Here is a 16,882-nt window from a genome sequence, read left to right on the forward strand (position 1 = left end):
GGTTCGGGGCTCGGTGCTCGCGGGCGCCCTAGGCGCCAGGTTGGGCCTTGCCGCCGCGCGTGGCGGCGACGATCTTCTGCGCGCCGTCGGCCATGGAGCTCGCCGACTGGATGGTCAGACCGCTCTCGTCGAGCAGCTTGCGGCCGGCCTCGACGTTGGTCCCCTCGAGGCGCACCACGAGAGGCACCTTGAGCCCGAGCTCCTTCGCCGCGGCGATGACCCCGGCCGCCACCACGTCGCAGCGCATGATGCCGCCGAAGATGTTGACGAAGATGCCCCGCACCCGCTCGCTCCGCAGGATGATCTGGAACGCGGTCTTGACCTGCTCCTGCGAGGCGCCGCCGCCGACGTCGAGGAAGTTCGCCGGCTTGCCGCCGTAGTGCAGGATGATATCCATCGTCGCCATCGCGAGCCCGGCGCCGTTCACGAGGCAGCCGATGTCGCCGTCGAGCGAGACGTAGGAGAGCCCGGCCCGCTTCGCCTGGAGCTCGACCGCATCCTCCTCGTCGACGTCGCGCATCGCGTTCCACTCGGGGTGCCGGAACTCGGCGTTGTCGTCGAAGCTCACCTTCGCGTCGAGCGCAAAGACGTCTCCGGCGCCGGTCACGACGAGCGGGTTGATCTCGAGCAGCGAGCAGTCCTCCGCGGTGAAGCACGTGTAGAGCGAGGCCACCAGCTTGAGGAACTGGCGCTGCGTCTCCTTCGCGGTGAGCCCGAGCGCGATCGCGAGCTGCCGCCCCTGGTACGGGGCGAGGCCGAGCACCGGATCGATGAAGAGCTTGTAGATCTTCTCCGGCGTGCTGTGGGCGACCTCCTCGATGTCCATGCCGCCCTCGGTCGACGCGATCACCGCGATGCGGCGGCGCTCGCGATCGACGAGCATCGCGAAGTAGAGCTCGCGCGCGATGTCGAGGCCCTGCTCGATGTAGAGCCGCCGGACCTTCTGCCCCTCGGGGCCCGTCTGCTTGGTGACGAGCTGCATGCCGAGGATCTTCTCGGCGAGCGCCGTCGCCTCCGCGCTGCCGCCCTTCGCGACCTTGACGCCGCCGCCTTTGCCGCGGCCGCCCGCGTGGATCTGCGCCTTCACGACGACGACAGGGTTCCCGGTCTGCGAGATCAGCCGATCGGCGATCGGCGCCACCTCGCTCGCCTGGAAAGCGGGCTCCCCTTTCGGTACCGGCACGCCGTAGCGGGCGAAGACCTGCTTGCCTTGATACTCGTGGATTTTCATGAGAGGGGCCGCCACCCTATCACAAGGGGGGCCCGCGCGAGACGCGAAAGAAGGGCGACATGCACCGCGGGCGCGATCGCGCGGCCGCTCAGGTGACGATCGGTAACGATCGGTAACGCTCGGGCGCGCGCTTCGCCGGCCGTCGAGCCGACCCTACCCTGATTGTTTCCTGTGTTTCATGGAAAAGTGCGGCGCCGCGCCGTCTCCTCACTTGGCGGCATACGGCGGCGGCTCGGGCCGGCGGAGCGCCACCAGGGCGAACAGGCCGGGCAGGATGTCGTCCTCGACCCGGGATGCCTTGCCTTCGAGGCTGATCTTGAGCTCGTCGAACGGCGCATAGGTGAGCCCGGCGCTCGCCGAGACGCTCGGCTGCGGCGCGAACAGGAAGGCGGAGAGGGCACCTCCGGGCTCGTGGAGAGCCTGGACTCGGAAGAGCGGATGGATTGCCACCTTCGGAAGGATATTGGCGATGATCTCGCCGCCGACCCACGGCTTCAGCTTCACCGCCCCGACGTCGTCCGCCATGCCGACCAGCCCCACGCTGCCGTCGATGGACACCGACAGCGTCTCGGCCGGGTAAACCTCCAGGGCGACGACCGCCGAGTAGAAATCGATCGTCGGATAGAACGCGACGCCGGACCAGGTCGACCAGAGCGCCTGCATCGTGGTCAGGCCGGCGCCGAACGTCGGCGCGTCGACGTCGAGATCGAAGCCGCCGAAGACGTTGACCTCGTACCCCTCCCCGAGGACGAGCCCGGGCTCGACGCCGAGCATCCGGCCCGGCACGGTGCTGATCATCGTCGAGAAGGTCGGGAAGTAGTTGATCCAGTTGTCCCAGTCCTCGATGCCAATCGCATGCGAGATGACGCCGAGCCGGAGGTGGTGATCCTCCCGGCCAATCTGGAGCATCGCCCATTCCGGAGGACCGATCTTGATCTCCGGCGCGGGCAGGGACCACTCGGGATAGACGAACCCCGGCAGGCCGAACCCCGGCAGGCCGAGCGGCGCCGAGGTGGCCTGGACGTCGAGATCGAGCCGGAAATAGAGGGAGTCGCTCGCGGCCCGGAGGCCGACCTCGGCCTGCGCCAGGGCGTCGAAGCGGCGGGTCCCCGGAGGGTCGCGGTGCACGCCCACGACCACGCTGGTCCCCCCTCCCACCCACGTGTCGATATCGGCTGGAAGCGCGGCGAACAGCGGTAGCAGCGGGACCTCCTCTCTCCGTGTCTCCGATGGTGGCAGTCGTCGATCCGCGAGCCGGTCAGCGATCCTGCGAGCGGCGATGACCGCCGCCGCGGGACCGCGCCGTCACCGCTGCGCGCCGGCCGTCGCGGCCCGCAGGCGCTCGACCAGCGGGCGCACGTCGTCGCTCCGCAGCTTGTACGACGCGCGGTTCGCGATGAGGAGCGTGCTCACCTCGGTGACCGTCTCGAGCACCTCGAGGCGATTCTCGCGCAGCGTGGCGCCCGTCTCGACGATATCGACGATCAGGTGAGAGAGCCCCACGAGCGGCGCGAGCTCCACCGAGCCGTGCACGGGGATGATCTCCGCCACCACGCCCTTGCTCGCGAAGTGGTCCCCGGCGATCCGCGGGTACTTGGTGGCCACGCGGGGCAGATCGGGGATCGGCGTGTCCTCCGGCCCCGCCACGACGAGGCGGCAGCGGCCGATCCCGAGATCGAGCGGCGTGTAGAGATCGTGGCGGCGCTCGAGGAGCGTGTCCCGGCCCGAGACCCCGAGATCGGCGGCGCCGTACTCGACGTAGGTCGGCACGTCGTCCGGCTTCAGGAACACGTACCGGAAGGCGCCGTCCGCGGTCGGCCGGACCAGGCGGCGATCGTTCTCCTGGAGCGGCGTGCTGTCGAGCCCGGCGCGCTGCACGAGCGGGATCAGATCCTTCAGGATCCGCCCCTTGGGCACGGCGATCGTGAGCGGCTTCTTCATCCGGCCCGCCCCTCGACGCGGACCGCGTCGGCGCCGATCTGCGCGAGCTTGCGCTCCATGAACTCGTAGCCGCGATCCAGGTGGTAGACGCGCAGCACCTCGGTCTCGCCCTCGGTCGTCACGAGCCCGGCGATGACGAGCGAGGCGCTCGCGCGCAGATCCGTCGCCATCACGGTCGCGCCCGACAGCGGCGCGCCGCCGTGGACGTGCGCGGTGTGGCCGTCCACGTCGATGTGCGCCCCCATGCGGCCGAGCTCGGGGACGTGCATGAAGCGGTTCTCGAAGATCGTCTCGACGATGCGCGACGTGCCCTGCGCGAGGCACATCAGGACCATGAACTGCGCCTGCATGTCGGTCGGGAAGCCCGGGTGCGGCGCGGTCGTGACGTCGACGGCGCGCAGCGGCCGCCCGGGGTCGCGGCGCACGCGCACGCAGTCGCCCTCGCGGCCCACCTCGACGCCCGCCTGGCGCAGCTTGGCCGCGACCGCCTCGAGGTCCTCGAGCGGCGCGTTCTCGATCAGCACGTCGCCGCCGGCCGCGGCCGCCGCGACCATGTACGTGCCGGCCTCGATCCGGTCGGAGATGATCGCGTGATCGAACGGCTCCAGCTCGTCCGCGCCCTCGATGTGGATGACGTCCGTGCCGGCCCCGCTCACGCGCGCGCCCATCTTGTTGAGCACCCGGCCGAGCTCCTCGACCTCGGGCTCGCGCGCGGAGTTCACGAGCGTCGTCCGCCCCTTCGCGAGCGCGGCGGCCATCATCAGGTTCTCGGTGCCGGTCACGGTCGGCAGGTCGAACACGACCTCGGCGCCGCGGAGCCGCTTGCACTCGGCGACGATGTAGCCGCGCGACAGCCGGATCGTCGCGCCGAGCGCCTCGAGCCCCTTCAGGTGCTGATCGACCGGGCGCGTCCCGATCTGGCAGCCGCCGGGGAGCGACACCTTGGCGCGGCCGAAGCGTGCGAGCAGCGGGCCGAGGACCATCACGCTCGCCCGCATCTGCTTGACGAGCTCGTAGGGGGCCTCGGGGCGCACGTTGTCGCCGGCGCCGACCTTCACGATCGGGGCTGCTACCTCGACGTTGCGGCCGAGGAACCGGAGCAGCGCCGAGGTCGTCTCGATGTCGCGCAGCGCGGGCACGTTGCGGAGCAGGCTCTCGCCGTCGGAGAGCAGCGTCGCGCAGAGGATCGGCAGCGCCGCGTTCTTCGCGCCGCTGATGCGGATCTTGCCGGAGAGCGGCTTGCCGCCCCGGATCCGGATGGAGTCCATGCCCCCGCTATCGCACAACCCGCAGCGGAACGCGATGTTTCGGGCGTCCTGCGCGCCCCGCCCGCCGGTCGTCGCCTCCGCCGGTCGTCCCGCCCGCCGCCAGCGTCCAGCGCCCCGTGCGGGGCGGACGACGGGGCGCCCCATTTCCCCTGCGCTGGATTAGTCTTCCCGGGCCATGCGACCGAGCGCCTTCGCCCTGACCTCGCTGCTCGCCGCCTCCGTGGCCTCGCTCGCCGCCGCCCAGCCCTCGGCGGATCTCCGCGGGTTCCGCGCCTCGATCGATCCCGGGGCCGGCGTCTACCTGGAGCCCGCCGCGACCCCGGACACCGGCGAGTGGAGCGCGAGCCTCTGGGCCTCGTACGCCTTCCGCCCCATCGTGCTCCGCGACCCGGCGTCGGACGAGGTCCGCTTCGACGTCATCCGCCACCAGGTCAGCGCCGATTTCGCGGCCGGCGTGGGCATCGCGCGGCGCCTGCTCGTGGGGCTCACGCTGCCGGTGGTCCTCCACCAGACCGGCGACGCGCCGACGTCCGACGCCACGCGCGTGCTCGGCCCGACGTGGGTCCCCGCGCAGGCGCTCGGCGATCTCGGCCTCGTCGGCAAGCTGACGCTCGTGCAGCCCACCGGCGGCGATCTCGGCGGGCTCGCGCTCGCGCTGCACGACCGCTTCACGCTCCCCACGGGCGACGAGGCGTCGTACGTGGGCGAGGGGAGCGTCACGAACGAGCTCAGGCTCCTCGCCGAGTACCGCCTCATCGCGTTTGGCGCGCACCTCGCCGCCGGGCTCAAGCTCCGCGCCGAGCGGGCCCGCTTCGCGTGCCAGGCGACCCCGATCGACGCCTCGGGCGCCGATCCGTGCCCCACGGTGTTCGGCCACGAGCTCCCCTTCGGCCTGGGCCTCTCGTTCCGGCCGCAGATCCTGGGCATCGACCCGGAGGGGCGCGCCACGTTCTTCCTGGAGGCGAACGGGCACCTGCCGCTCTCGCCCGTCGGGCCGTTCGAGCGCCAGGAGATGGCCGCCCTCGAGCTCGGCCTCGCGGCGCGCTACGCGCTCGGCGACTTCTCGCTCCTCGGCGGCGTGCAGACCGCGCTCGTCGGCGGCATCGGCACCTCGCCGCTGCGCGGCGTGCTCTCGGTCGCGTGGACCCCGCGCGTCCACGACGCCGACGACGACGGCGTGGACGACGACGCCGACCAGTGCCGCGAGCTCGCGGAGGACCGCGACGGCTTCCAGGACGACGACGGGTGCCCCGAAGGCGACAACGACGAGGACGGCGTGTTCGACGACGAGGACCGCTGCCCCGCGCAGCAGGAAGACGAGGACGGCGTCGCGGACGAGGACGGGTGCCCGGACCCGTGACGACCGCCGGGACGGCGCCCCGAGGCGGGGGCCGCGCGTCCGGACGAGCCCGCCGCGGCGGACGCCGGCGACGTCACGGAACGGCGATCTCGCGCCGCGGCCGCTACAGCGCGGGCGCGCGCTGCACTAAGCTCCGGGTCTCCGCATGAGCGACGACGGCTTCACCAGGCACGGCGGCGGCCGCCACGAGGGCCCCGCCAGCACCTCGCCCTACCCCCTGAGCCGGCTCTCCGCCCCGCACGAGCTGGTCGACGTGGCGCGGGAGATCCAGCAGGCCGACGCGCTGCTCGGCGCGGTCACCGGCGGCAAGCTCGCGCAGATCGCCCGGCAGATCCGGGCGCTGCAGGAGCAGGCGCGCCAGGTGCTCGAGGCCGCGCAGCGCGACAGCGATCTCCACCGCGCGGCGTGCAGCTTCAAGAAGCGGCCCGGCCACGTCTATCACCTCTACCGGCGCGCCGACGGCGCCCGCTACCTCTCGATGCTCTCGCCCGACGAGTGGGGCGGCTCGCCGCCGCACGCGTTCGAGGGCTCGTACCGGCTCGAGGTCGACATGTCGTGGACGCCTGCCGACGAGGCCGAGGCGCACGACGCCGAGGCCGGCGCGCTCGCGCGGCTCCTCGGCCGCGGCGCGTGACGAGGCGCCCGCGCAAGCTGACGTGATCACGCGTCGATCACGCGTCAATCACGCGTCGAGCCGGAGCAGCACCTTCCCGAACGACGCGTTGCTCGCCATGTAAACGTGCGCTGCTGCTGCATCGTCGAGCGAGAAGACCCGGTCGATGATCGGCCGCACGGCGCGGCTCGCGAGCCACGGGGAGATGTTGCGCTCGAGCACCTGCGCCGCGGCGATCTTCTCCTCGAGGGGGCGCGAGCGGAGCACGGTGCCGATCAGCTCGACGCGCTTGCGCAGGAGCTCGCGCAGGTCGAGCTCCGCGGACGCGCCGGCCGTCAGCCCGACCAGCGCGATGCGGGCCCGCATCGCGCACGCCTTGAGGTCCTCGTTGACGTACGCGCCGCCGACGAGCTCGAGCACCGCGTCGACGCCCGCGCCGCCCGTCGCCTTCAGCACCTCGTCCGCGAACTTCCCGCCCGACGCCGCGATCCCGGCGTGCAGCCCGAGCGCGCGGCAGCGGTCCAGCTTGTCCTGCGTGCGCGACGTGCCGGCGACGAAGCACCCGAGCGCGCGCGCGATCTGGAGGCCGGCCGTCCCCACGCCGCTGCCGACCGCGTGGACGAGCACGCGCTCGCCGGGCGCGAGCCGGGCGCGCGTCACGAGCGCGTCGTAGGCGGTCACGAACGCCTCGGGGACGGCCGCCGCCTCCTCGTCGGTGAGCCCGTCCGGCACCGGCGCGACCTCGCGCTCGTGGGCGACGATCCGCTCGGCGTAGGCGCCGCCCGGCACGAGGCCGAAGACGCGATCGCCCGGCGCGAAGCGGCGCGCGCCCTTGCCGACGGCCTCGATCGCGCCCGCGTACTCGAGCCCCGGCACGTCCGGCGGCGCGCCGGGCGGCGCCGGGTACACGCCGAGCCGCTGGAGCAGATCGGCGCGGTTCACCCCGGCGAAGCGGACGGCCACGCGCACGTGCCCCTCGGGCACCTCGGGCGGCTCCACCTCGCGCACTTCCAGGACGTCCGGCCCGCCCGGCTCGCGGATGACGACGGCTCGCATGGTCTCGACCTCCCGCGCCCCCCGAGCGCGCCGCTCACTCTTCCATGGGCGGCGGGAGGACGCTCTTCCGGTAGAAGTACTCGACCTTCTCGGAGTCCGGATCGGCCGGCTCGGTCGGCTCGGCCGGCGGGGCGCCGCCGATCGCCGCCTCGATCTGCACCTGCTCGAGCGCGTCGAGCATCGAGGCCGCGCTCGGGAAGCGCTCCTCGCGGTCGAGCGCGAGCGCGCGCATCGTCGCGACGTCGAGCGAGTGGGGGACCTCCGGGCGCAGCATGCGCGGCCGGATCGGCTTGACGCGCTGGATCTCCGCGAGCAGGGCCGCCGGGGTCGGCGCCTTGAACGGGAGCTGCCCGGTGAGCATCACGTAGAGCAGCATGCCCACCGAGTAGAGGTCCGCGCGCGCGTCGAGATCGCGGACGCCCTGGGCCTGCTCCGGCGCCATGAAGGCCGGGGTGCCGGCCACCGCGTGGCTCCCCGCGGCGCCCGTGGAGACGAGGATCGACGGCCCCGACCCCGTGTTGAACGCCTCGGCGACGCCGAAGTCGAGCACCTTCACGGTGAGCGGGCCGCGGCCGCCGCCGACGAGGCAGATGTTGTCCGGCTTGAGATCGCGGTGGAGGATGCCCTCGGTGTGCGTGACGACGAGCGCGCTGAGCACCTGGACGGCCACGTCCAGCACGACGGGGATGGGCATCGGGCGCTCTCGCGCGAGCCGCTCGGTGATCGTCTCGCCCTCGAGCCGCTCCATCACGAGGTAGGGCGTGCCGTCCTCGAGCACGCCGAGATCGTAGACCTCGACGATGTTCGGGTGACCGAAGCGGCCCGCGACGGCGGCCTCGTTGTGGAAGCGGGCGATCGCCGTCTTGCTCTGCGCGTACTGGCCGCGGAGCGTCTTGATCGCGACGCGGCGCCGCAGGCCGATGTGGATGGCGTCATAGACCATCCCCATCCCGCCCTTCGCGATGACGCCGAGGATGCGGTAGCGATCGTGCAGGAGCCGGCCGACGAGCGGAGCTTCCTTCGTCGGCCGGGGCTGGTCGGGATCGATATCGTGCCCGAGCGGGCCGTCCACCGGCCACACCGACTCGCCCCTGCTCGTCGGCGGCACCCGCGTCGAGGAGGGCGGGGCGACGCTCGGCGTGAGCGCCGTGCCGTGCACCGGGCACCTTTCGGTGTCCGACGGGTGCGGCAACCCGCACGCCTGGCATCGGATAAAGTGCTGCGGCGGCATCGGGGACCCGGTCAGAGTACGGGTACATCCGCCCATGCAGCAAGCTCGTTCAGGGAGCAAGCGTCCCGGCCGGGGGCGCGTGCCCACAGCGTGCGGTCGGGTAGCCAACGGATGTCAACTTCAGCAGCCGGGTTGGATCGGCTCGCGGCTTACGGTAGGCTGAGCTCAACGTGCCGCAGCGAGTCCGGAGACCAACCCGACGAGCGCGGGCGGCGCCGCGGCGAGCCGGGTCCCGGGATCTGCATCGGATGTAAGCGAAACGTGAGGCAAAGCGTGAGATAGGGCGTAAGCCCGGACGTGAGACAGACGTAAGTCGAACGCAAGGCGAACGAAGGCAGCGCGCGACGGGATCGGGGTAGGCTTTCCCCGACTGCCAGCAGTGGGGGCCAGCGGGATGGGAAGGGGAAAGAGACAGAGGCCATGAGCACGGCGGAGAAGCTTTCGGACGGTGCCTCGTCGGCCAGCGGTGAGTCCGATCCGCTGCTGGGAAAGGTCTTGAATCAGAAGTTCAAGATCCACTCCCTCCTCGCGACGGGCGGCATGGGGGTCATCTACCGCGGAGAGCAGATCGCGCTCGAGCGCCAGGTCGCGATCAAGGTCCTCACGCCCACCAACTCATCGAATCAGATCGATCCCAACTTTCATAAGCGCTTCTTCCTCGAGGCGAGCATCCTCGCCAGGCTCCAGCACCCGAACATCGTCACGGTCTTCGATTACGGCCGAGTCGAGAACATGGAGCCCGAGCGGTACTTCATGGCGATGGAGTTCCTCGAGGGCGAGACGCTCTTCCGGCGGCTGCGCAAGGCCGGCCGCCTGTCGGCGCCGGACGCGATGGGCGTCGCCCGGCAGATCGCGCGCGGGCTCCGCGAGGCGCACAAGCACGGCGTGGTGCACCGCGATCTGAAGCCGTCGAACGTCATGCTCGTCCCCGGCGAGGACACCGGCGAGCTCGTCAAGATCCTCGACTTCGGCCTCGTGAAGGTGCTCGCCGACGACTCGGAGGAGCTCACGCAGCAGGGCTCGTTCCTCGGCTCCCCGCGCTTCATGTCGCCGGAGCAGATCTCCCACGGCAAGGTCGATCTCCGGACGGACGTCTACTCGCTGGGCGTGATCGTCTATCAGATGCTCTGCGGGAAGGTCCCGTTCGAGGCGCAGAACTCGGTCCAGATCCTGATCGCCCACCTCCAGCAGCCCGTCCCGCGGATGCGCGAGCGCAACCCCGAGGCCGACGTCCCCGAGGTGCTCGAGGCGTTCGTGATGCGCTGCCTGTCGAAGGAGCCGGACGGCCGCCCCGCCAACATGGAGGCGTTCATCCGCGGCCTCGGCGAGTGCGCCCAGGCGATGGGCCTGTCGCCGGCGTTCGGCTCGACGGGCCTCGTGACCATGGACTCCGGCGGGACCGGCAGGATGCCCACGCCGATGCCGCCCGTGCGCGTGATGACGGCGATCCCCGCGCCCCCGTCGTCGTCCGCGGCGGGCGCGGCCTCGCCGGTGGACGACGCGTCGCTCGGCGCCGCCTCGCGCCCGGCCGACGCGGCGCCGCAGGGCCGCAAGGGCATCGTGCTCGTCGCGGTGGGGGTCCTCGCCGTCGCGGGCATCGGGGTCGCGATGTCGCAGATGCGCCCGAGCGAGCCGGCGCCGGTCGCCGCGCCGCAAGAGAAGCCGCCGCAGGTCGCCCCGCCGCCCCCGGACGTCAGCTCGTTCGTGTTGATGGTCGAGTCGATGCCCTCCGGCGCCGAGGTGCTGGAGGACGGCAAGCCCCTCGGCAACACGCCGCTCCAGCTCTCGATCCCGAACAGCTCGGTGCGCGCCAGTCCCCGCCGGCTCACCGTGCGGCAAGAGGGGTACGAGCCGTACTCGATCGTCCAGGGCCCCTCGGATCAGTCGGTCCGTCTGGTCGCCACGCTCACGAAGCGCGCGGCCGCGCCGACGAGCACGCCGGCCGCGCCCACGCCGCCCCCGGCGACCCCCGCGCCCAGGTCCTACGGGCGGCCTGCCCCGAGGCCCTCGCCGGCCCCCGACTCGCCGCCGCCGTCACCTCCCCCGCCTCGGCCGCTGGATATCCAGATCGAACGATGACCCTCCAGCGCCCCACACGTCTCCTCGTCGTGTCCCCGTCTGTCCTCTCTGCGCGGCCGCTCTGGGCGGATGTCCGCGCTGACGGGACGGAGTGTTATTCCAGGCTCTCCGCCGAGGGGCACCCCTCGCGAGGCGCCGGTGTGCCGCGCTCTGCGGAACACGCGCACGCCGGCCAGCCCACGCAGCGTCGGGACCAGCCCGCGCAGCGCCGGAGCAGCGCCGCGCGCGCCCATGGAGCCGGTGCGACCGATGGGGCCGCCGATCGAAGATCCCCGTATTCATCTGTTCCCGCCGGCAGTAGACTCCAGGCTCTGCGTCCCGCAGACGCGCTTCCCAGGCCGATTCCAAGCGGGATCCGTTGCTGAGGAGCAAGGAAATGAACCCGCTCGTCCCCGACTTCATCATCCAGCAAGACGCTCTCGGCAACACCGAGGGCAGCTTCACGGGGGCGGTGCTGATGATCGACATCCCCGGCTTCACCGAGCTCACGGAGAAGCTGATGCAGCACGGCCGCGCGGGCGCGGAGACGCTCGCGGGCACGCTCCGGTACTACTTCGACCCGCTCATCGCCGCGGTCCACCACGCCGGAGGCTTCATCACGAACTTCGCGGGCGACGCGTTCACGGCGCTGTTCCAGGACACGCCGGACCGCAAGGTCGCGGAGTACGTGCTCGGCGCGGCGCTGTCGATGCGCGACCTGTTCGCGGAGCACCCCGAGCGCGACACGCCCTTCGGCAGCTTCCCGTTCTCGTTCCGGATGGGGCTCGCGTGGGGCTCGGTCGAGTGGGGCATCGTCCGCATCTCCCCCGAGCGCGCGTACTACCACTTCCACGGGCAGGCGCTCGCCGCGTGCGTCGCGATCGAGCGGCAAGCGCAGAAGGGGGACATCCTGCTCGACCGCGCGCTCTGCGATCGCATCCCGCCCGCGAGCGCGAAGTACCACGGCGAGGGCGTCTACAAGCTCGGCGACGTGCCGGCGCCCAGGATGCCGCAGGTCCCGAGGAACCCGCCGCGCGGCGAGGGCACCGCCTTCGTGGCGAGGGGCGTCGCCGACATGCCCCCGGAGGGCGAGTTCCGCAACGTCACGAGCGTGTTCCTCTCGTTCGAGCAGATCCCGAGCTTCGCGGAGCTCACGCGGCTCCTGCACGAGCTCTCGGAGCTGTACGGCGGCACCTTCACGGGCATCGACGCGGGCGATCTCGGCATCGCCGCGCTCATCCACTTCGGCGCGCCGATCACGCACGAGAACGACAACGATCGCGCGCTCGACTTCGCGCTGGAGCTGAAGAAGCGCGGCCTCCGGCAGATGCGCCTCCGCGCGGGGATCACGCGCGACGTCCGCTACGCCGGCTTCAACGGCGGCACCGAGCGGAACGAGTTCGCGTGCATCGGCCGCGCGACGAACCTCGCCGCGCGCCTCGTCGCGAAGGCCCCCTGGTCGGCGATCTGGGCCGACGAGCAGGTCTTCCGCGCCGGCGAGACGAGCTACCAGTGGACGACGGAGAACATCTTCCGGTTCAAGGGCTTCGACCTGCCCATCCTCGTCTACTCGCTCGAGCGCCGCCGCATCTCGGTCCAGAAGGAGTTCTACGACCTCGGCCTCATCGGCCGCGAGGCGGAGATCGAGCAGCTCGCGCGCTACGTCGGGCCGATCTTCGAGGGCAGGCCCGCCGGGATCATCTACATCGACGGCGAGCCGGGGCTCGGCAAGAGCTACCTCGTACAGCGCTTCCGCCACCGGTGCGAGGAGCACCAGACCGACCGGCCCTTCCTGTGGATCGACGCGCGCTGCGACCAGACGCTCCAGAGCTCCCTGAACGCGTTCGAGTTCGCGTTGAAGGAGTACTTCTGGGAGTCCTCCGCGCTCGGCAAGGAAGAGAAGCTCACGAACTTCGACGACGCGTTCGAGTACCTCCTCGAGCGCCTGCCCGAGAGCCAGGGCGCGCTGAAGCGCGAGCTCGAGCGCGCGCGCTCGGTGTTCGCGGCGCTGATCGGCATCCGGTGGGAGGACTCGCCGTACGAGCGCCTGCACCCGAAGCTCCGGTACACGAGCACGCTGTCGGCGCTCAGCTTCGTGTTCCTGGCCGAGGCGTCGCTCCAGCCGGTGATCCTCCACCTCGAGGACGCGCACTGGGCCGACGAGGACTCGCTCGAGGCGGTGCGCGTCATCGCGCGCGCGTGCAGGGGGCTGCCCATCGCGATCATCTGCACGACGCGGCGCAAGGACGACGGCACCCCGGTGCGCATCCCGCTCGACCCCGGGATCTCCGAGAAGGTGATCGAGCTGAAGCCGCTGCCGCGCGAGCAGCTCCTCGCGCTCGCGGTCCCGTTCTTCGGCGGCCCGATGCCGGACATGCTCGCGACGCTCCTCTGCGAGACCGCGGGCGGCAACCCGTTCTTCGCGCAGGAGATCCTCGCCTACTGGCTCGAGGACGGGCGCTACGGTTCGAGCTCGAGCTCCATCTCGATCTCGAACACGTTCATGCCGCCCAAGAACGTGAACAGCCTGCTCATCTCGCGGCTTGACCGGCTCGACGCGAAGGTGAAGCAGACGATCGTCGCCGCGGCCGTCCTCGGGCGCGAGTTCGACCTGCGCGTGCTCGCGCTGATGCTCCCCGACGCGTCGGTGCTCGAGGAGCACGTGCGCATCGGCGAGGCGCAGTGCATCTGGTCGCAGATGACGGAGCGGCGCTTCCAGTTCAGCAACGCGCTGCTCCGGAACGCGGCCTACGAGATGCAGTCCCGCGCGCGGCTGCAGGAGCTCCACCGGCTCGCCGCCGAGGCGATCGAGAGCCTCTACGGCGACGACCTCGAGGACCAGCTCGTGGCGCTCGGCCGGCACTGGCGGCGCGCGGGCAAGGTCGATCACGCGCGCCGCTACTTCCTCGCGGGCGCGCGGAAGGCGGCGGCGCGCTACGCGCACGAGGAGGCGACGCGGCTCTACCGCGTCTACTTCAAGCTGTCGCCGGAGCCGACGCCCGAGAGCGTCATCGTGCGCTACGAGTTCGCGCGCGACGTCCTCGAGGCGAGGAGCCGGTTCCAGGAGGCGCGGCAGGAGCACATCCGCGTGCTGACCGACGCGCAGAAGCTCGGCGATCGCGCGTCCGAGGCGCTCGGGTTCCTCGGCCTCGGCCGCACGCACTGGGCGATGCAGCAGCCCGACGACGCGCGCACGTACTGGGAAGAGGGGCTGCGCGCCGCCCGCGAGTCGGGCAACCTGCCGACCGAGGGGCTCACGCTCGCGAGCCTCGGGATGGCCTACGCCGTCCAGGGTCGGTATGATACCGCGCGGACGCTGTACACCCGCGCGATCGCGATCGAGCGGCAGATCGGGAACCGCCGCGAGGAGGCGAGGCTCCTCGCCGATTTCGCGAAGCTGCACCGGCTGAGCGGCCACCTCGGCGAGGCGGAGGCTCTGCAGGAGCAGGCCGCCGCGATCGAGCGTGAGCTGGGCGCCTCCTGAGCCGGCGCGGGGGGCCGGGGCGCCCCCCGCCGGCCCCCTGAGCATCATCGTCGTCGCGATCGTCGCTGCCGCATACCTGCCCGGCGGCGAACTCGCTATGCTCGGCGCGTCCGGGGGGCGGCGCTAGCGCGCCTCGGGCCCAGGGCAGCGCGCGGGATTTCGCCACATCGTCCGAGAGGTCTCTCAAGAGCATGACACAGCAGGAAGCAGGGGACGTTGCGGAGCCGGTGCAGGTAGAGCAGCCCGGGAAGGGCAGGCGGCTCAAGCTGGTCCAGGCGCTCCTGGCCGCTGCCGTCTCGGGGACGCTGGTCGTCACCTTCGACATCTCCCTGGCCGCGCTCGTGTTCACGCACGACTTCGCGGACCGCCTGTCGAAGGGCATCGGCATCTTCCTGATCAGCTCCGTCATCATCGGGGTGATCGTCGCCCTCCTCAGCTCGTTCCGGCCCGTCATCGCCGCGCCTCAGGAGGACGCCGCCGTCATTTTCGCCTCGATGGCCGCGGCGATCGCGGCGGGCGTCCACAGGATCGACCCGAACGCGGACGCGTTCCCGACGGTGATCGTCGCGATCGCGCTCACCTCGGTCGTCGCCGGCGGCTTCTTCCTGCTGCTCGGCCTGCTCCGCCTCGGCGTCCTCGTCCGCTTCATCCCTTATCCCGTGGCCGGCGGCTTCCTCGCCGGCGCCGGCTGGCTGCTCGTCCTCGGGTCGCTGTCCGTCATGTCGGGCAAGCCAGCCACGCTGAGGACGCTGCCGGGCCTGTTCTCGAGCTCGCTGGACCAGTGTCTCACCGGCCTCCTGTTCGGCCTCCTCCTCGTGGCGCTGCTCCGGCGCTACTCGAACCTCCTGCTCCTGCCGATCCTGCTCCTCGGGTCGACCGGCGTCTTCTATCTCATCCTCTACATCTCCAATTCCAGCGTGGCGCAGGCGTTCTCGGACGGGTGGCTCCTCGGGCCGTTCCCGCGAGACGCGCTCTGGCCGCCCATCCAGGCCTCCGACCTCCAGCAGGTGAACTGGTCGGTCCTGGTCAAGGAGGGCGGTGGCAACATGGTCGCCGTCACGGTCATGGCGGCCATCACCGTGCTCCTGAGCGCGTCGGGCGTGGAGCTCGCCACCGAGCAGGAGATCGATCTCGATCGGGAGCTGCGCGCGACGGGGGTCGCGAACATCGTCGGGAGCCTGTTCGGGTGCGTCGTCGGGTACATGTCGATGCCCGAGTCGTCGATGAACTTCAAGACCGGCGCGAACACCCGCCTCGCGGGCATCTTCGCGGCGTCGGTCAGCGCGATCGTGCTGGTCATCGGCGCCGACGCGATCAGCTATTACCCGCGCCCCGTGCTCGGGGGGCTCATCGCTTATCTCGGCTTTCACTTCCTGATCAACACGCTGTACGAGGGCTACTTCCGGCTGCGACGGACCGAGTACCTCGTCGTGGTGGTCATCCTCCTCGTCGTGGCCGTCTCGGACTTCCTCACCGGGGTCGCGGTGGGGCTCGGCGTGTCGCTCATCCTGTTCGCGCTCAGCTACAGCCGCATCGAGGTCATCCGCAACGCCATCTCCGGCCTGCACCTCCGCAGCAACGTGGCCCGCAGCGACGGCGAGGAGATGACGTTGATGGAGCGCGCCAAGCAGCTCTACATCCTCCAGCTCCAGGGCTACGTCTTCTTCGGAACGGCGTACAACCTGCTCACGAGCGCGCAGCAGCGCATCCAGAACACGGACGCGGACATCCGGTATCTGCTCCTCGACTTCCGGCACGTCAACGGGCTCGACTCCTCGGCCATCGCCAGCTTCCTCCGGCTCCGCCGGCTCGCGAAGGCGCACGGGGTGAGGCTCATCCTCACCGAGGTGCCGGCGGACATCAGGAACCACCTCGAGCGCGGCGAGGTCGTGATCGAGAACGACGACGTGTGCCGAATCTACCCGGATCTGGACCGCGGCCTCGAGGCGTGTGAGAACGAGATCATCCAGGAGGCGCCGCCGAGCATGCTGCCGCCGCCCATGCTCTTCTACGACCTCCAGGACGTCTTCAACGGCAGGCCGGAGATGCTCCGCTTCCTTGGCTACCTGGAGCGGGTCGAGGCCCCGGCGGGGTTCGACCTGTTCCGGCAAGGGGACGTCTCCAAGGATCTATACCTTATCGAGAGCGGTGAGCTGACAGCGTGGCTAGAAATTGACGGGAAGAAGATAAAACGGCTCCGCACCATGGGACCGGGCTCCGTCGTCGGGGAGTCCGGGCTGTACATGGGCGAGAAACGTTCGGCGACCGTGACGGCGAGCCGCCAGGCCACGCTCTACCGGCTCTCGGAGGAGGCGCTACAGCGGCTCACCGCCGAGGCCCCGGAGCTGGCGGCCGCGTTCCATCACTTCGTGGTTACGTTGCTTGCGCGCAGAATCGTCCACTCGACAGGTCCTGTCAAATCATTGTTCAACTAGAGCGACGAACGTCCGAGCACGCCGCGTTCCCGCGAGATGCCTTGAACAAGACGGAGAAAGGACTGACCGATGCAAACTAGACGTAGACCCCTGGTGCTTGTTTCGATGCTGCTGGGGGCCCTTTCGCTTATCGCTTGCTCCAAGAAGGAGCCCGCGCCGACGGGGCAGGAGTCGGGCTCCGGCGCCAAACCAGCGGCGCCCGCGG

The 16,882-nt window shown here is 71.0% G+C and carries 11 protein-coding genes; 5 read left to right on the plus strand and 6 right to left on the minus strand.

Annotation, left to right across the window (positions count from 1 at the left end):
• Window positions 1-28: 28 nt before the first annotated feature.
• From sucC to murA, 4 genes are all read right to left on the minus strand, one after another.
• Window positions 29-1,231: an ADP-forming succinate--CoA ligase subunit beta gene (sucC, locus tag WME76_RS43505; protein WP_061615019.1), complete on the minus strand. Its 1,203-nt coding sequence runs from the start codon at window positions 1,229-1,231 to the stop codon at window positions 29-31.
• 207 nt (window positions 1,232-1,438) lie between these two features.
• Window positions 1,439-2,389: a hypothetical protein gene (locus tag WME76_RS43510; RefSeq protein WP_437958037.1), complete on the minus strand. Its 951-nt coding sequence runs from the start codon at window positions 2,387-2,389 to the stop codon at window positions 1,439-1,441.
• A gap of 147 nt (window positions 2,390-2,536) precedes the next feature.
• The gene (gene hisG / locus WME76_RS43515; RefSeq protein ID WP_061615021.1) at window positions 2,537-3,172 is read right to left on the minus strand and encodes an ATP phosphoribosyltransferase; all 636 of its coding nucleotides are present in this window, start codon (window positions 3,170-3,172) and stop codon (window positions 2,537-2,539) included.
• Window positions 3,169-4,440 carry a UDP-N-acetylglucosamine 1-carboxyvinyltransferase gene (gene murA, locus WME76_RS43520; protein WP_437958038.1) on the minus strand — a complete coding sequence of 424 codons (1,272 nt, stop codon included), beginning with the start codon at window positions 4,438-4,440 and terminating at the stop codon, window positions 3,169-3,171. The genes hisG and murA overlap by 4 nt, the downstream gene beginning before the upstream one ends.
• Window positions 4,441-4,615: 175 nt before the next feature.
• Between murA and WME76_RS43525 the strand changes: the two genes are divergently transcribed.
• Both WME76_RS43525 and WME76_RS43530 read left to right on the plus strand, forming a co-directional pair.
• A complete protein-coding gene (locus WME76_RS43525) occupies window positions 4,616-5,800 on the plus strand; it encodes a hypothetical protein (RefSeq protein ID WP_437958039.1) in 1,185 nt (394 codons plus the stop codon).
• Between the two features lie 145 nt (window positions 5,801-5,945).
• Window positions 5,946-6,434, plus strand: coding sequence for a DUF2452 domain-containing protein (locus WME76_RS43530; RefSeq protein WP_437958040.1), 489 nt, complete (start codon window positions 5,946-5,948; stop codon window positions 6,432-6,434).
• A gap of 48 nt (window positions 6,435-6,482) precedes the next feature.
• Here WME76_RS43530 and WME76_RS43535 read toward each other — a convergent pair whose 3' ends face one another.
• Entirely contained in the window at window positions 6,483-7,469 is a 987-nt protein-coding gene (locus WME76_RS43535) for an NAD(P)H-quinone oxidoreductase (protein ID WP_437958041.1), read from the minus strand.
• 34 nt (window positions 7,470-7,503) lie between these two features.
• On the minus strand, window positions 7,504-8,628 hold the full coding sequence (locus WME76_RS43540) for a serine/threonine-protein kinase (protein WP_437958042.1): 1,125 nt from the start codon (window positions 8,626-8,628) through the stop codon (window positions 7,504-7,506).
• 492 nt (window positions 8,629-9,120) lie between these two features.
• Here WME76_RS43540 and WME76_RS43545 point away from each other — a divergent pair, with 492 nt between their 5' ends.
• From WME76_RS43545 to WME76_RS43555, 3 genes are all read left to right on the plus strand, one after another.
• Entirely contained in the window at window positions 9,121-10,779 is a 1,659-nt protein-coding gene (locus tag WME76_RS43545) for a serine/threonine protein kinase (RefSeq protein WP_437958043.1), read from the plus strand.
• Window positions 10,780-11,155: 376 nt separating this feature from the next.
• The gene (locus WME76_RS43550; protein ID WP_437958044.1) at window positions 11,156-14,242 is read left to right on the plus strand and encodes an AAA family ATPase; all 3,087 of its coding nucleotides are present in this window, start codon (window positions 11,156-11,158) and stop codon (window positions 14,240-14,242) included.
• Between the two features lie 191 nt (window positions 14,243-14,433).
• Window positions 14,434-16,677: an SLC26A/SulP transporter family protein gene (locus WME76_RS43555; RefSeq protein ID WP_437958045.1), complete on the plus strand. Its 2,244-nt coding sequence runs from the start codon at window positions 14,434-14,436 to the stop codon at window positions 16,675-16,677.
• Window positions 16,678-16,882: the final 205 nt, after the last annotated feature.

Source organism: Sorangium sp. So ce119 (assembly GCF_051524405.1).
Taxonomy (GTDB): Bacteria; Myxococcota_A; Polyangia; order Polyangiales; family Polyangiaceae; genus Sorangium; species Sorangium cellulosum_G.

Bases quoted from the DNA above. Each gene is read 5' to 3' on its own strand.
- sucC (WP_061615019.1), bottom strand. From the start codon at position 1,231: ATGAAAATCCACGAGTATCAAGGCAAGCAGGTCTTCGCCCGCTACGGC.
- hisG (WP_061615021.1), bottom strand. From the start codon at position 3,172: ATGAAGAAGCCGCTCACGATCGCCGTGCCCAAGGGGCGGATCCTGAAG.
- murA (WP_437958038.1), bottom strand. From the start codon at position 4,440: ATGGACTCCATCCGGATCCGGGGCGGCAAGCCGCTCTCCGGCAAGATC.
- WME76_RS43525 (WP_437958039.1), top strand. From the start codon at position 4,616: ATGCGACCGAGCGCCTTCGCCCTGACCTCGCTGCTCGCCGCCTCCGTG.
- WME76_RS43530 (WP_437958040.1), top strand. From the start codon at position 5,946: ATGAGCGACGACGGCTTCACCAGGCACGGCGGCGGCCGCCACGAGGGC.
- WME76_RS43535 (WP_437958041.1), bottom strand. From the start codon at position 7,469: ATGCGAGCCGTCGTCATCCGCGAGCCGGGCGGGCCGGACGTCCTGGAA.
- WME76_RS43545 (WP_437958043.1), top strand. From the start codon at position 9,121: ATGAGCACGGCGGAGAAGCTTTCGGACGGTGCCTCGTCGGCCAGCGGT.
- WME76_RS43550 (WP_437958044.1), top strand. From the start codon at position 11,156: ATGAACCCGCTCGTCCCCGACTTCATCATCCAGCAAGACGCTCTCGGC.
- WME76_RS43555 (WP_437958045.1), top strand. From the start codon at position 14,434: ATGACACAGCAGGAAGCAGGGGACGTTGCGGAGCCGGTGCAGGTAGAG.